This window comes from Stagnimonas sp. FW305-C-60 (assembly GCF_058782965.1).
In genome coordinates this window covers 116424-129869 of record NZ_JBYSYF010000004.1, presented here as the reverse complement: position 1 = coordinate 129869, position 13446 = coordinate 116424, and the positions used below count along the sequence as shown (strand labels likewise).

The 13446-nt window shown below is 66.7% G+C and carries 11 protein-coding genes; 4 read left to right on the top strand and 7 right to left on the bottom strand.

From position 1 onward, the window contains the following. Positions 1 to 20: 20 nt before the first annotated feature. The 4 genes from AC3WT6_RS13555 to AC3WT6_RS13540 all read right to left on the bottom strand — a co-directional run bounded on the left by AC3WT6_RS13555 (position 21) and on the right by AC3WT6_RS13540 (position 5848). Positions 21 to 3095, bottom strand: coding sequence for an efflux RND transporter permease subunit (locus AC3WT6_RS13555; RefSeq protein ID WP_492654133.1), 3075 nt, complete (start codon positions 3093 to 3095; stop codon positions 21 to 23). Between the two features lie 13 nt (positions 3096 to 3108). Continuing rightward, positions 3109 to 4218, bottom strand: a complete 1110-nt coding sequence (locus tag AC3WT6_RS13550) for an efflux RND transporter periplasmic adaptor subunit (protein WP_492654132.1) — start codon at positions 4216 to 4218, stop codon at positions 3109 to 3111. A 90-nt stretch (positions 4219 to 4308) separates the two neighbouring features. After that, a complete protein-coding gene (locus AC3WT6_RS13545) occupies positions 4309 to 4902 on the bottom strand; it encodes a TetR/AcrR family transcriptional regulator (protein ID WP_492654131.1) in 594 nt (197 codons plus the stop codon). Positions 4903 to 4945: 43 nt separating this feature from the next. Then, complete coding sequence (locus tag AC3WT6_RS13540) at positions 4946 to 5848, bottom strand: LysR family transcriptional regulator (RefSeq protein WP_492654130.1); 903 nt, start codon at positions 5846 to 5848, stop codon at positions 4946 to 4948. Positions 5849 to 5935: 87 nt separating this feature from the next. On the opposite strand from AC3WT6_RS13540, the gene AC3WT6_RS13535 reads away from it, so the two are divergent. From AC3WT6_RS13535 to AC3WT6_RS13520, 4 genes are all read left to right on the top strand, one after another. Then, a complete protein-coding gene (locus tag AC3WT6_RS13535; protein ID WP_492654129.1) occupies positions 5936 to 7168 on the top strand; it encodes an acyl-CoA dehydrogenase family protein in 1233 nt (410 codons plus the stop codon). Continuing rightward, positions 7165 to 8238 (top strand): phosphotransferase family protein, encoded by a 1074-nt coding sequence (locus AC3WT6_RS13530; protein ID WP_492654128.1) that lies wholly within the window; start codon positions 7165 to 7167, stop codon positions 8236 to 8238. The genes AC3WT6_RS13535 and AC3WT6_RS13530 overlap by 4 nt, the downstream gene beginning before the upstream one ends. After that, a complete protein-coding gene (locus AC3WT6_RS13525) occupies positions 8238 to 8930 on the top strand; it encodes a histidine phosphatase family protein (RefSeq protein ID WP_492654127.1) in 693 nt (230 codons plus the stop codon). The genes AC3WT6_RS13530 and AC3WT6_RS13525 overlap by 1 nt, the downstream gene beginning before the upstream one ends. Before the next feature lie 92 nt (positions 8931 to 9022). Continuing rightward, on the top strand, positions 9023 to 11506 hold the full coding sequence (locus AC3WT6_RS13520) for a neutral/alkaline non-lysosomal ceramidase N-terminal domain-containing protein (protein ID WP_492654126.1): 2484 nt from the start codon (positions 9023 to 9025) through the stop codon (positions 11504 to 11506). A 7-nt stretch (positions 11507 to 11513) separates the two neighbouring features. Here AC3WT6_RS13520 and AC3WT6_RS13515 read toward each other — a convergent pair whose 3' ends face one another. From AC3WT6_RS13515 to AC3WT6_RS13505, 3 genes are all read right to left on the bottom strand, one after another. After that, a complete protein-coding gene (locus AC3WT6_RS13515) occupies positions 11514 to 11786 on the bottom strand; it encodes a DUF167 domain-containing protein (protein ID WP_492654125.1) in 273 nt (90 codons plus the stop codon). A 6-nt stretch (positions 11787 to 11792) separates the two neighbouring features. After that, a complete protein-coding gene (gene dnaJ / locus AC3WT6_RS13510) occupies positions 11793 to 12923 on the bottom strand; it encodes a molecular chaperone DnaJ (protein WP_492654124.1) in 1131 nt (376 codons plus the stop codon). A gap of 103 nt (positions 12924 to 13026) precedes the next feature. Then, on the bottom strand, positions 13027 to 13392 hold the full coding sequence (locus tag AC3WT6_RS13505; protein WP_492654123.1) for a four helix bundle protein: 366 nt from the start codon (positions 13390 to 13392) through the stop codon (positions 13027 to 13029). Between the last annotated feature and the right edge of the window lie 54 nt (positions 13393 to 13446).

Below are 13446 nucleotides of genomic sequence, written 5' to 3'. Positions count from 1 at the left end.
GGCGGGCGGGCGGAGCCGGCTTAGCGCCGGAGGAAGGGATTGGCCGGTTGCACCTTGAACCAGGCGGCGTAGAGCGCCGGCAGGAAGGTCAGCGTCAGGAGCGTCGCGACGATCAAACCGCCCATCAACGCCACCGCCGCCGGCCCGAAGAACACGCTGCGCACCAGCGGGATCAGCGCCAGCACCGCCGCCGCGGCGGTGAGCATGATCGGCCGGGCACGGCGCACGGCCGATTCGACGATGGCGGTCCAGGGATCATGGCCGGCCTTGATGTCCTGCTCGATCTGGTCCACCAGAATCACCGAGTTGCGCATGATGATGCCGGCCAGCGCGATCACGCCGAGCAACGCCACGAAACCGAAGGCGGTCTGAGTGATGAGCAGCGCGAAGGCGGCGCCGATGATGCCCAGCGGCGCAGTCAGCAACACCAGCACGGTGCGGCCGAAATGCTGCAACTGGATCATCAGCAGCAGCAGGATGGCCACCAGCATCTTCGGCATTTCGGCGTTGATCGAGTCGTTGGCGACCTTGCTGGCTTCCAGCGGTCCGGCGATCCCGATGCTGTAGCCGGCCGGCAGCCGCGACTTGATGTCGCCCAGCTTGGCGTCGATGGCGTAAGCCACGTCCGGGGCCTGGACGCCGTCGACGACCGCGGCCTGGATGGTGATGGCCCAGAGCCGGTCACGGCGCCAGAGCACCCCCGGCTCGAAGCTGGGCACCGCCTTGCCGAAGTGCGAGAACGGCACCGACTGGCCGGTGGCGGTCGGCATGTAGGCATCCTTGAGGCTGCCGAGCTGGTCGCGCTCCTCCAGGGGCTGGCGGGCAATGATCTCGACATCGCGATTGCGCTCGCGATAGGTGCCGATCGGCGTACCCGAGAGGATGGTATTGCTGGCGCCGCGCACGTCGTTGGAGCTGATGCCGAGCACCCGCAGCTTCTCCTGATCAACGTCGATCCGCATCACCGCAGTCGGCTCGTGCCAGTTGTCGTGGACATTGATCGTCATCGGGTTCTGGCGCACCAGGGCCTTCACCTCTTCGGTGAACGCGCGCACCTGCTGCGGGTCCGGCCCTTCGACGCGGAACTGCACCGGCCAACCGGTGGGCGGCCCGTTGGGCAGGCGGTCGATCTTGGTGCGCACCTCGGGGAACTCGTTGTCGACCCAGTCGCGGACCTTCTTGCGCAGCCGCTCGCGGCCTTCGAGATCCTTCGACAGCACCATGAACTGCGCGAAGTTGCTGTGGTTGAGCTGCTGGTCCAGCGGCAGGTAGAAACGCGGGCTACCGACGCCGACATAGGCCACGTAGTCGGCCACGTCGGGATCGCTGGCGAACTTCGCCTCCATGCGCTTGGTGACGTCCTCGCTGGCGGCGAAGCTCGAACCTTCCGGCAGCCAGAGTTCCACCATCAGCTCCAGACGGGTGGAATCCGGGAAGAACTGCTTGGGGATGAAGCGGAAGCTGAACACACCGGCCAGGAACAGCACGATGGTGAAGACGATGACCTTCCAGCGATGCTCCACGCACCAGTCGATCAACCGGCGCAGGCGCTGGAACCAGGGGCCGTTGAACAGCTCGTGCAGTTCGCCATCCGGCGCGCGGTGCTCCTTGAGCAGCAGGTAGCCGATGTAGGGGGTGACGTAGACCGAAGCGAACCAGGACACGATCAGCGCGATGCCGATCACCTGGAACATGGACTGCGTGTACTCGCCGGAGGCCGACTTGGCCAGACCCACCGGCAGGAAGCCCGCAGCGGTGATGAGCGTGCCGGTGAGCATCGGGAACGCCGTGGAGGTGTAGGCGAAGGAGGCGGCCTTGAGCTTGTCGTAGCCCTCCTCCAGCTTACGGGCCATCATCTCCACCGCAATCATCGCGTCGTCCACCAACAGGCCCAGCGCCAGCACCAGAGCGCCGAGGGAAACCTTCTGCAACTGCAGGCCGATGGCGTCCATCACCATGAAGGTGACGCCCAGCACCAGCGGGATGGTCAGCGCCACCACCAGGCCGGTGCGGAAACCCAGCGAGAGGAAGCTGACCGCCATCACGATCACCACCGCCTCCACCAGCGAGCGCACGAAGCCGCCGACCGCCTCCTGCACCACCTTCGGCTGGTCGGTGTACTGCTCGATCTCGACGCCGACCGGAAAGGCGCTGCGCAACTGCGCGATGCCGATCTCCAGGCCCTTGCCGACATGCAACACGTTGGCGTCGTTGCGCATCACCACACCCAGCGCGATGGCCTCGCGGCCGCGATGGCGGATCTTGCTCTGAGGCGGATCCTGGTAGCCGCGATAGACCTTGGCGAAGTCGCCGAGCCGGAAACTGTTCTCGCCAACCCGGAAGCGGCTGTTCTCGATCTCCTGGATGCTGTCGTAGTGGCCATCGACACGCACGAAGATGGCCTGGTCGGCGGTATTGAGCACGCCGGCCGGCGTCATCGCGTTGTAGCCGGTCAGCGCCGCCTGCAACTGCTGGAAGCTGATGCCCAACTGGGCGAACTTGCGGTAGGAGAATTCCACATAAACCTTCTCCTCCTGCTGACCCAGCACCTCGACCTTCTCCACCCCCGGCACCCGCAGCAGGCCGTTGCGCGCCTGGTCCACGTAGTCGCGCAGCTCGGCGTAGCTGAAGCCGTCGGTGGTGAAGGAATACATGGCGATGTAGGTATCGCCGAATTCGTCGTTGAAGAACGGCCCGATCAGGTTGCTCGGCAGCGCGCTGCGCACGTCGCCGGCCTTCTTGCGCACCTGGTACCAGATGTTCTTGACCTCCTTGACCGGCGTTTCCTCGCGCAGGTACACCATCACCGCCGCCTCGCCGGGCTTGGCATAGCTCTGCAGCTTGTCGAGGTAGGGGGTCTCCTGCAGCTTGGCTTCCAGCGGATCCACCACCTGCTGCGCCATCTCGATGGCGGTCGCGCCCGGCCAGTAGGCGCGCACCACCATCACCCGGAAGGTGAAGTCGGGATCTTCCTTCTGCCCCAGCTTCAGATAGGAAACGCCGCCAGCGATCAGCAGCAGCACGATCAGGAAGCGGGTGAAGTTGGCGTGCTCGATGGCCCAGCGCGACAGATTGAAGCGGTCGGAGGTCTCCATGCCCGGCTCCGGCTCAGCCCGCCGCCGGCTTCGGCACCGCAGCCGCTGCCGGCGGTGCGCCCAACAGCTTCACCTTCTGGCCGGCATGCAGGTAGGCGGCACCGGCGGTGACCACCACCTCGCCGGGGTTCAGGCCGGACCCCACCAGCACCTGATTGCCCTCCACCCCGGCGAACTGCACCGGCTTGAACTGCACGCTGGAGGTCTTGGCATCCACCACCCAGACCCCGGCCTTGCCATCCTGGGTAACCATGGCCGGTGCCGGCAGGTGGATCAGATCAGGCTGGCCCGGCAGTGGAATGCTCACCGTCGCGGTCATCCGCAGCTTCATTTCCGGCGGCGGCTCGGCGACGCTGATCCGCACCGCGTAGGTGCGGGCGTAAGGGTCGGCGGCGGAAGACAGCTCGCGGATGCGGCCCGCATAGCTCTTGCCCGCCTGCGTCCATAGCGAGACCGTCACCGGCATGCCCACACTCAGGCTGCTCACGCGGTCTTCCGGGATCGCCACTGCGATCTCGATCTCGCCCTGGCGGGCGATCTGGATCACCGGCTGACCGGCGGCCACCACCTGGCCGGCCTCGGCCAGCACCGCGGTCACCACGCCATCGCTATCGGCGAGCAGGCGCGAATAGCCGGTCTGGTTGGTCTGTACCGCCGCCTGCGCCACCACCGCCTCGGCCTGGGCCTTGGTGGCTTTCAGCTGGGTTTCCTGGCGGTCGTATTCCGACTTGCTGATGAAGCCCTTGGCCAGCAGCTCCTTGACCCGGCGGTAGTCCAGCTCGGCTACCTCGGCCTGCGCGCGCGCGGCGGCGACCTGCGCCTGGGCGGCGGACTCGCTGAGCACCAGATCCTTGGGGTCCAGCTGGGCCAGCAGCTGCCCGGCCTTCACGCTCATGCCGACATCCACCTTGCGGCTGACGATCTTGCCCGACACCCGGAAACCCAGCGTCGACTCATAGCGGGCACGCACCTCGCCGGAATAGCGGTGCTCGGCCGAGGTCTGGCTGGCGCCGACGGTGAGCGTGCGCACCGGGCGGATGTCCTCCACCGGTTCCGGTGCCTTGCCGCAGGCGGCCAGCAGTAAGCCAATCACCGCCAGCGTCAGCTTCGTTCCCATCTGCATGCCCCTCTCCTTGCGATGGTGATCCCGGCTAGGCCGGGCCACCAATTAACAGTGACGATTTTTGGCAATCGTCATGAACAGACAAAAAAATCAGCCCTTCAGGGCACGCACCAGAAACTCGCCCATGGCCACCGCCTGGCGCTTGTGATCCTTGGCGAACTGCTCGGCGACGATCTGCGGATGGCAGAACGGCAGCATGGCGTTGTTGACGCAGGTTTCGACGAAATCGAGATCGGCCTTGGCGAACTCGCCCGATTTGATGCCCTCGGCAATCAGGCCGCGGACGATGGAACGGATCCTGCGGATATGGGCGTCGATCACCCCCCACTGCTCGCGCATGGCCTTGGCGCACAGTTCGTGCACCTCGGTGTCCTTCAGGAAGCGTTCACAGGAGAAGGTGTGCATCTCCAGGAGCAGCTTGCGCAGGCGATCCGCCGCCGGCCGCTGCTCGGCCACCACAGCCTCGGCCTTCTGCTCGACCTCGGTCAGCAGCACCTCGGTGATCGCCTCGTTGATCGCCGCCTTGCTCTCGAAGAAGCGGTAGATGTTGGCCGGCGACATCCCACACTCGCGGGCGATGTCGGCGACCGTGGTCTTGCCGTAACCCCAGGCGCGGAACAGCCGCTCCGCCACGCTCAGGATGTGGGCACGGACTTCAGGCTGGGTCAGGGAGGCGCTGCGCATGTGACGATTATCATTTTTCGTCATCCATCCGCGCAACTACCCCCTAGGTCGTTGACGCCGCCAGCGCCAGCAACTCCTCGCGCAACCAGAGATTGGCCGGCTCGTGCTCCTGCGCCGGGTGCCAGTACAGGTGCATCTGCATCGCTGGCATGCGCAGCGGCAGCGGCAGCAGATGCAGGTCCAGGCGCTCGCGCAGCCACTCGCCCTGGCGGCGTGGCAGGGTCAGCAGCAGGCCGGAGGCCAGCACCGCCCGGCCGGCCGCCTCGTGACTCTGGCAGCGCAGCCGCACCTCGCGTTCGATGCCCAGGCGGCCCAGTTCGTATTCCTCCATCGCCGGGCCGGAGCGTCGGGAGGACACCGCCACGTGCGCGGCCTTTCGGTACTGCGCCGCGCTGATCCGCGCCGGACTGGCGCTGGCGATGCAGTAGCGGTCCTCGAACAGAGGCGCGTGACGCAGGCCCAGGCCCTGCTGGGCGATGTCGACCGCGAGGTCGATGCGGCCGGCGGCGAGATCGGTCTTCAGCGTGCTGCGGTCGATGCGCACGCTGCTCAGCACCGCCTCCGGCGCCGCCTCGGCGAGTCGGGCCACCAGCGGCGGCAGCAGCGAGGGCTCCAGTTCGTCGGGCATGGCCAGCCGCGCCCGGCGCAGGTGCACCGCCGGATTGAAGCCCGCCTCCGGCAGCAGCAGCGCCGCCAGACCGGCCAGCGCCTCGGCGATGCCGGGGGCGAGCCGGTCGGCACGCGGAGTTGGCGCCAGCAGCCGGCCCTGGCGCCTAAACAAGGGATCGTCCAGCTGCCTGCGCAAGCGCGCCAGGGCATGGCTGACCGCCGGCTGGCTGAGGTTGAGCGCGGCGGCGGCGCGGGTCAGATGACGCTCGCGGTAGACGGTGTCGAAGATCCGCAGCAGGTTGAGATCGACCCGCCCCAGTCGCCCCGATTCATTCATGTTCTGCATGGCTCTTCATTCAAACAAATCAGTTCATGAATTGTAGATGCGGCCTTAGGATGGCCGCACCACCGAGGAGAAGACGCCATGGACTTTGAACCCACCGCCAAGAGTCGCGACTACACGAAGCGCGTGCGCAGCTTCATCAAGGAGCACATCGCACCGATCGAGAAGCAGCACTGGGACGAGATCCACAACCAGCGCCACGGCGGCGACTGGACGAGCTGGCGCATCCCCGACCACGTCGAGAAGCTCAAGGACATGGCCAAGGCCCAGGGCCTGTGGAATCTGTTCCTGCCCGACCCGGAACTCGGCGCCGGCCTGTCGGTGCTCGACTACGCGCCGATCGCCGAGGAGACCGGCCGCAGCCTGATGGCGCCGGAAATCTTCAACTGCAACGCCCCCGACACCGGCAACATGGAAGTGCTCTGGAAGTACGGCAACGCCGAGCAGAAGGAGCAGTGGCTAAAGCCGCTCTTGGCCGGCGAGATCCGCAGCGTGTTCTTCATGACCGAGCCCGATGTCGCCTCCTCCGACGCCACCAACATGCAGGCCACGGCGATCATCGAGGGCGACGAGATCGTGCTCAATGGCAAGAAGTGGTGGAGCTCAGGCGTCGGCGATCCGCGCTGCAAGATCGGCATCTTCATGGCGCTCACCCCCAACGAGAAGCTCGGCCGCCACAGCCAGCACAGCATGGTGCTGGTACCGATGAACACCCCCGGCGTCAGCATCGAGCGGATGCTGCCGGTGTTCGGCGACTACGACGAGCCGCACGGTCACGGCGAGGTGCACTTCAAGAACGTGCGACTGCCGGTGGGCAATGTCATCGCCGGCCCCGGCCGCGGCTTCGAGATCGCCCAGGGCCGGCTGGGCCCGGGCCGTATCCACCACTGCATGCGCTGCCTGGGTGCGGCCGAACAGGGCCTGGACCTGGCCATCGCCCGCGGCATGTCGCGCACCGCCTTCGGCAAGCCCCTGCTCAATCTGGGCGGCAACCGCGAGCGCATCGCCGACGCCCGCATCGCCATCGACCAGGCGCGGCTGCTGACGCTCTACGCGGCCTGGAAGATCGACAAGGTCGGCCCGCTGCAGGCGATGACCGAGATCAGCGCCATCAAGGTGGTCGCCCCCAATGTGCTGCAGCAGGTCACCGACATGGCCATGCAGATTCATGGCGGCGCTGGTGTCTCGCGCGATACCCCGCTGTCCGGCTTCTTCGCGCAGGCGCGCTCGCTGCGCCTCGCCGACGGCCCGGACGAGGTGCACAAGGGCGTGATCGCCCGCATCGAAATGGCCAAGCGCGGATTTTCCAAATGACCCAGGCCAGTGCCGAAGACCGTGGCGGCGCGGTGCGCGAGGGCGAGGAACTGCCGGCCGCCAAGGTCAGCGCCTGGCTGCGCGCCCAGGGCGTGGACTTGCAGGGCGAACCGCAGGTCACGCAGTTCGCCGGCGGCGCCTCCAACTGGACCTACCGACTGCAGTACGCCAACCGCGACCTGATCCTGCGCCGGCCGCCGTCCGGCACCAAGGCCAAGGGCGCGCACGACATGGGCCGCGAGTACACCGTGCAGTCGGCCTTGAAACCGATCTACCCCTATGTGCCGAACATGGTCGGGCTGTGCAAAGACGAATCGGTGATCGGCAGCGAGTTCTACGTGATGGACCGCATCGCCGGCATCATCCCGCGCAAGAACCTGCCGCGCGGCCTGACGCTCAGCCCACAGCAGACCCGTCAGCTGTGCACCAACATGCTCGACAAGCTGATCGAGCTGCACCGCGTCGACGTGCAGGCCGCCGGCCTCAGCAGCCTGGGCAAGGGCTCCGGCTATGTGCAGCGGCAGATCGAGGGCTGGTGCGACCGCTACAACAAGGTGCCGACCTGGAACGTCAGCGCCTTCAAGGGCGTGCAGGCCTGGCTCAAGGCCAATGCCCCGAAGGACGTCGCCAATGTGCTGATCCACAACGACTGGCGCTTCGACAACCTGGTGCTGTCCAGCGAGGACCCGACCCGCGTGATCGGCGTGCTCGACTGGGAGATGGCGACCCTCGGCGATCCGCTGATGGAACTGGGCTGCATCATCGCCTACTGGTCGGAGGCCGGCGACGACCGCTTTGCCCAGTACATGCGCCGCCAGCCCACCCACCTGCCCGGCATGTTCAACCGCAAGGAAGTGGTCGAGTACTACCTGGCCAAGACCGGCTTCAAGTGCGAGAACTGGGCCTTCTACGAGGCCTACGGCCTGTTCCGACTGGCGGTGATCATCCAGCAGATCTACTACCGCTATCACCACAAGCAGACCCGCAACCCGGCGTTCAAGAACTTCTGGATCATGGCCAACTACCTGGGCTGGCGCGCGCGCCGGGTCATCAAGGAATCGAAAATCTAATGGGCGCGATCTACCTCATCCGTCACGGCCAGGCGAGCTTCGGCCACAGCAATTACGACCAGCTGTCGAAGACCGGCTTCGAGCAGGCCCGGGTGCTGGGCGAGCACCTGCGCAGCCGCCTGCCGGAGATCGACGCGGTCTACCTGGGCAGCATGCGCCGCCATCGCGAGACCGCCGAAACCTGCCTCGCCGCCATGGGCCAGACGCTGACGCCGGCCGAGCACCCCGGCTACAACGAGTACGACCACGAGGAAGTCATCACCCGCCACGAACCACGCTATGCCGACAAGCGGGTGATGCAGGTGGAGCTGGCGCAGACCGGCGATCCCAAGCGCGCCTTCCAGGCCATGTTTGCCAAGGCCATCGACCGCTGGGTGGGTGGCGAGGCCGATGCCGACTACACCGAGTCCTGGCCGGCGTTCAAGCAGCGCTGTGTGGCGACGCTGGAGGAAACCCTGAGCCAGCTGGGCTCTTCGAAGACCGCATTGGTGTTCACCTCCGGCGGCGTCATCAGCGCGCTGGCCCAGCGCCTGCTGCAGATCCCCGACTCCAATCTGCTGGCGCTGAACTGGAACATCGCCAACGCCAGCGTCAGCAAGCTGCTCTACAGCGCGCGCGGGCAGACGCTATCGAGCTTCAATGAGCATGGCCATTTCGAAGGGCCTCAGGGCAAGCTGCTGACTTATCGCTGAAGTGTCACCGGCCGCTACAGCGGCCGCGCCTGTCAGCCGGGCGCCGTCCGCGTCGTTACCCTGGGGAGAGTCCCCTTAACGCCGAATCCGCCATGCGCGCTACCGCTCACCTTCTTGCCTGCCTGCTGCTCGCCGCCTGTGGACGCAGCGCGCCCCCGAGCGCGGTAGGAGGCGGCACCGCCGAGCTGACACCGGTCAGCAAGACCCCCCTCGGCGCTTGCGCGCTAGCCAGTCCACTCCGCGGCCTTGGCTCCGGCCGCGACGCGCCCGGTCGGGTAGATCTGCTGCCGCCGCCAGCACAGCCGCGCCCGGACAGCGCCCGCCTCAACGGCGGAACCTGCGCGGACAACGAGGCTTTCCAGATCGGCACCGGCGTGCAGGACATGACCGGCCCCGCCGGAGACAGCATCTCGGCCGGCTACGAGGACCCCACGCATGTGTTGCGCGGCATCCACCTACGACAGTTCGCCCGCGCTTTCGCGCTGCGCTCGCCCTGCAATGGTCAGCGAGTACTGATCGCGGTCGCAGAGACCGGCTTCATGACCCAGGGTACCCGCCAGACCGTTCTCGACCTGATCGCCGCCGACCCCTTACTAGCGCCGCACTACGGCTCGCAGAACCTGATGCTGTCGGCGACCCACACTCACTCTGGTCCCGGTGGCGAGGCCCATCACGCTGCTTACAACCTGTTCCGACTCGGTTACGACGCGCTGGTGCACCAGGTCTATACCCAGGGGCTGTACCGAGCGATCCGCCAGGCACACCTGAACCTGGAGGCAAACCCGCAGGCCGGGCACATCCGTCTGGAGATGGGCGAATTGCTCGACGCCAACACCAACCGCTCGGAGCCAGCCTACGCACGCAATCCCGAGTCCGAGCGCGGCCAGTGGCTGAACCGCGAGGGCGAGGAAGTGCGGGTCAACAAGCGCATGGTGCAGTTGCGCTTCGAACGCGCCGACGGCAAGCCGGTGGGACTGCTCAACTGGTTTGGTGTGCACACCACCTCGGTCGGCACCCACGAGCCCTTGGTCAGCAGCGACAACAAGGGGCTAGCAGCGGTCAGCTTCGAACGGATCATGGGCACCGACTATCTGGCGCCAGATGGTGAGGACCGCTTCGTCGCCGCCTATGCCCAGGCCGATGAGGGCGACAGCTCGCCCAACCTTTGCTACCGCGAGTTCCCTTTCCCGGACATCCGCATCGGCTGCGGCGACGACACCCTGCACAGCACTGCCGCTCACGCGGTCAAGCAACTGGCGCGTAGCATCGAGTTGTTCGACACCGGAGGCGCCCCGCTGCGCGGGGGCATCGACAGCCGCCTGTTCCACGCCCAGATGGACGCCATCGAAGTCAGCGACCCGGTGGTGCTAGCAAGCCTCCGGCACCCGGCAGAACTGGACAGCGCCGAGAAGCGCACCTGCACCGCCGCTCTCGGTTACAGCATGGCCGCAGGTGCCGAGGACAATCGTGGCCCCAGCCAGGAGGGCATCAGTTGCGAGACCCTGGACCCCAGCGCCAGCCTGCTCGCCGACCTGGAGGTGCTGCTCGCCACGCTGGCGGCGAATGCGACCGCGAGCGGCTATCCGGCAATTCCGGCTTCCACTGCCGGAGGTCTGCTGGGCTGCGGCTACACCGAGGCACTGGGCACGCTGCCCCCTCTGCCAGACGTGGACTACAGTTGCCACGCTGAGAAGCCCATCCTGTTCCCGATCGGCAGCACCGAGCTGATCAGCAACGCCACCCTGCCCCTGCAGATCATCAGCCTGGGCAATCTCGCCATCGTCGCCCTGCCTTGGGAGGTCACCACCACCTCGGCGCGGCGCATCAGCGACACGGTGATGGCGGAATTGCGCGGCGCCGGCATCGATTACGCGGTGGTGGCCAGCCTCTCCAACGACTTCGTTCAGTACCTAACCACCCGCGAGGAATACGCCTCGCAGCAGTACGAGGGCGCCTCCACACACTTCGGCCCCTGGACACTGGCCGCGGTGCAACAGGAACTGCGGAAGCTGGCGATCAGCCTGCGCGACGGCCTGCCCCCACCGGTTGGCTCCGAACCGCCCCGCAGCCAGCCGGCGCCTCCCAATCGCGCGCCCTACCTGGCTGGAGACGCTCGGCCGCAGGGCGGCGAGTTTGGCGATGTGCTCAGCGACGCCAACGACCAGTACCGGGCGGGCGAAACGGTGCGGGTGGTGTTTGCCGGTGCTCATCCTCGCAACGACACACTGGAAAAGCTCAACGGCAGCTACTTGTACGCGGAGCGCGAACGCGGCGATGGAAGTTGGGAAATCGTCGCGCGCGACCGCGACCCCGAACTGATCCTGTACTGGCATCCGCAGCCCGAGGCACCGGTACTGGGTCAGTCGTTACCCTGGCGGCAATCGCAGATCGAGGCGGTATGGCATGTGCCCGCCAATAGCCCCGCTGGCCGCTACCGCATCCGCCATACCGGTACCGCCGTGGCATCGCTGGATCAGTCGGATGCCGGCACGCGCATCGAGTACGAGGGCGTCAGCGCCAGCTTCGCGGTCGATGGCCCAGTGGCTGACTGTCCGCAGTACCCGGCGCTGTTCTAGTCGCCGACTAAGTCGGCGGCAGACGGGAGCGCAGTTCGGCCTCGCCGATGCCGCTGATCTCGGCCAGCTTGCTGGTGGAGGTTTCGCCGCGGACGATGCGCACCGCCGACTTGGGCAGGTGCAGCACCTCGGCGAGCAGTTCGATCACCGCCTGATTGGCCTTGCCCTTCTCCGGGGCCACGGTCACCGACAGCTTGAGCGTCTCGCCCATCCAGCCGCTCACGGCATTGCGCGAGGCCTTGGGCGCGACCTTGAGCGACAGCCGCAGCGGTGCCGACACGTCGCCTTACGCGATCTTGTCGAAGAACTGCTTGGCCTTGCTGAGCCAGCTGGCCGACTCCGGCGTGTGCTTGCCGCTGTCGCCATCCACCGCCTCGCCGAAAGCGCGCAGCAGGTCTTTCTGCTTGCGGTTGAGGGCCACCGGCACCTCCACCACCAGATTGCAGATCAGATCGCCCTGCGGACCACCGCGCACCGACTTCACGCCCATGCCACGCAGCTTGAAGGTCTTGCCGCTCTGGGTGCCTTCCGGCACCTTGAGGCTGGCCTTGCCCTTGAGCGTGGGGACTTCCAGCTCGCCGCCCAAGCTGGCGGTGACGATGGATACCGGCACCGTGCAGTACAGATCGCTGCCGTCGCGCTCGAAGAACTCGTGCGGCTTGACGTTGATCTGTACGTAGAGATCCCCGCTCTGCGCGCCACGGTCGCCGGGCTCGCCCTCGCCGCTCAGGCGGATGCGGTCGCCAGTATCGACGCCGGGTGGAATCTTCACTTCCAGGGTCTTGTCGCGCTTGAGCTTGCCGACGCCGCGGCAGCTCTTGCAGGGATCGGTGACGCTGACGCCACGCCCGCGGCAATGCGGGCAGGTCTGCTGCAGCACGAAGAAGCCCTGGCGCACCTGCACCTGGCCAGAGCCCTGGCAGGTGGGGCATTCGCGCGGCTTCTTGCCGTCGGCGGTGCCGTGGCCGTTGCAGGCCTCGCAATCGTCCCAGGTGGGGATCTTGATGGTCTCGGTGACGCCGAACACCGCCTGTTCCAGCGTCAGCTCCAGGAGATAGCGCAGATCAGAGCCGCGCCGCGGCCCGCCACGGCTACCGCCACCGCCGCCGCCAAAGATGTCCGCGAAGACATCGCCGAAGATGTCGGAGAAGCCACCACCGCCACCGAAGCCCCCACCGCCGGCGCCACCGCGCTGCAGACCTTCGTGGCCGTACTGGTCGTAGATCTTGCGCTTCTCGGCGTCGCTCAGAACCTCGTAGGCCTCGCTGATCTCCTTGAACGCCTCCTCGGCCGCCTTGTCCCCCGGATTGCGGTCCGGGTGGTGCTTCATGGCGAGCTTGCGGTAGGACTTCTTCAGCTCCTCCTCGCTGACGGTTCTGACGACGCAGAGAACTTCGTAATAGTCGCGTTTACTCATGGCGTGAGGACGGGCGCTTTGCGCCCTGTGAGGGCGGCGGCTGCGCCGCCTGTGAGGTCGCTCGCCGCGGCGCGGCTTGCTGTAAGGGAAAAGCGTGAAGACATCAGGACTGCTCGCGCTGCTGCTTGATGAGGGAACCCAATCCACCCAGCAAGGAGTGGACCTGCTTCTGAACAGGCTCAAGTTCCGCCGGGCTCAGATGGCCAACTTCGGCACAGACGATCAAGAGCGTATCGATTTCGGACAGGGAGCCGCGGGCGATGGTCAGGAACTGCAGAAACTCATTGCGGGTGGAGCGGGCCGCGCCCTCGGCGATATTGGTGGGCACACTGACGGCGGCGCGACGCAACTGCGAGGTCAGGCCGAACTGTTCGTCCCTCGGCAAGCGGCCCGAGAGCAGGTAGATCGCCTTCACCAGGGCGATCCCGTCTTGCCAGACCCGCAAGTCGTGGTGTCTGCGCCCCGTCATGACCGATGCTTCTCCCTCTCAGCAAGCCGCGCAGCGGCGAGCGCCCTCACAGCA

What these genes read in the sequence shown, in the direction of transcription:
- AC3WT6_RS13545 (WP_492654131.1), bottom strand. Translation starts at nt 4,902, where the DNA reads ATGCGCAGCGCCTCCCTGACCCAGCCTGAAGTCCGTGCCCACATCCTG.
- dnaJ (WP_492654124.1), bottom strand. Translation starts at nt 12,923, where the DNA reads ATGAGTAAACGCGACTATTACGAAGTTCTCTGCGTCGTCAGAACCGTC.
- AC3WT6_RS13530 (WP_492654128.1), top strand. Translation starts at nt 7,165, where the DNA reads ATGACCCAGGCCAGTGCCGAAGACCGTGGCGGCGCGGTGCGCGAGGGC.
- AC3WT6_RS13520 (WP_492654126.1), top strand. Translation starts at nt 9,023, where the DNA reads ATGCGCGCTACCGCTCACCTTCTTGCCTGCCTGCTGCTCGCCGCCTGT.
- AC3WT6_RS13540 (WP_492654130.1), bottom strand. Translation starts at nt 5,848, where the DNA reads ATGAATGAATCGGGGCGACTGGGGCGGGTCGATCTCAACCTGCTGCGG.
- AC3WT6_RS13535 (WP_492654129.1), top strand. Translation starts at nt 5,936, where the DNA reads ATGGACTTTGAACCCACCGCCAAGAGTCGCGACTACACGAAGCGCGTG.
- AC3WT6_RS13505 (WP_492654123.1), bottom strand. Translation starts at nt 13,392, where the DNA reads ATGACGGGGCGCAGACACCACGACTTGCGGGTCTGGCAAGACGGGATC.
- AC3WT6_RS13555 (WP_492654133.1), bottom strand. Translation starts at nt 3,095, where the DNA reads ATGGAGACCTCCGACCGCTTCAATCTGTCGCGCTGGGCCATCGAGCAC.
- AC3WT6_RS13550 (WP_492654132.1), bottom strand. Translation starts at nt 4,218, where the DNA reads ATGCAGATGGGAACGAAGCTGACGCTGGCGGTGATTGGCTTACTGCTG.
- AC3WT6_RS13525 (WP_492654127.1), top strand. Translation starts at nt 8,238, where the DNA reads ATGGGCGCGATCTACCTCATCCGTCACGGCCAGGCGAGCTTCGGCCAC.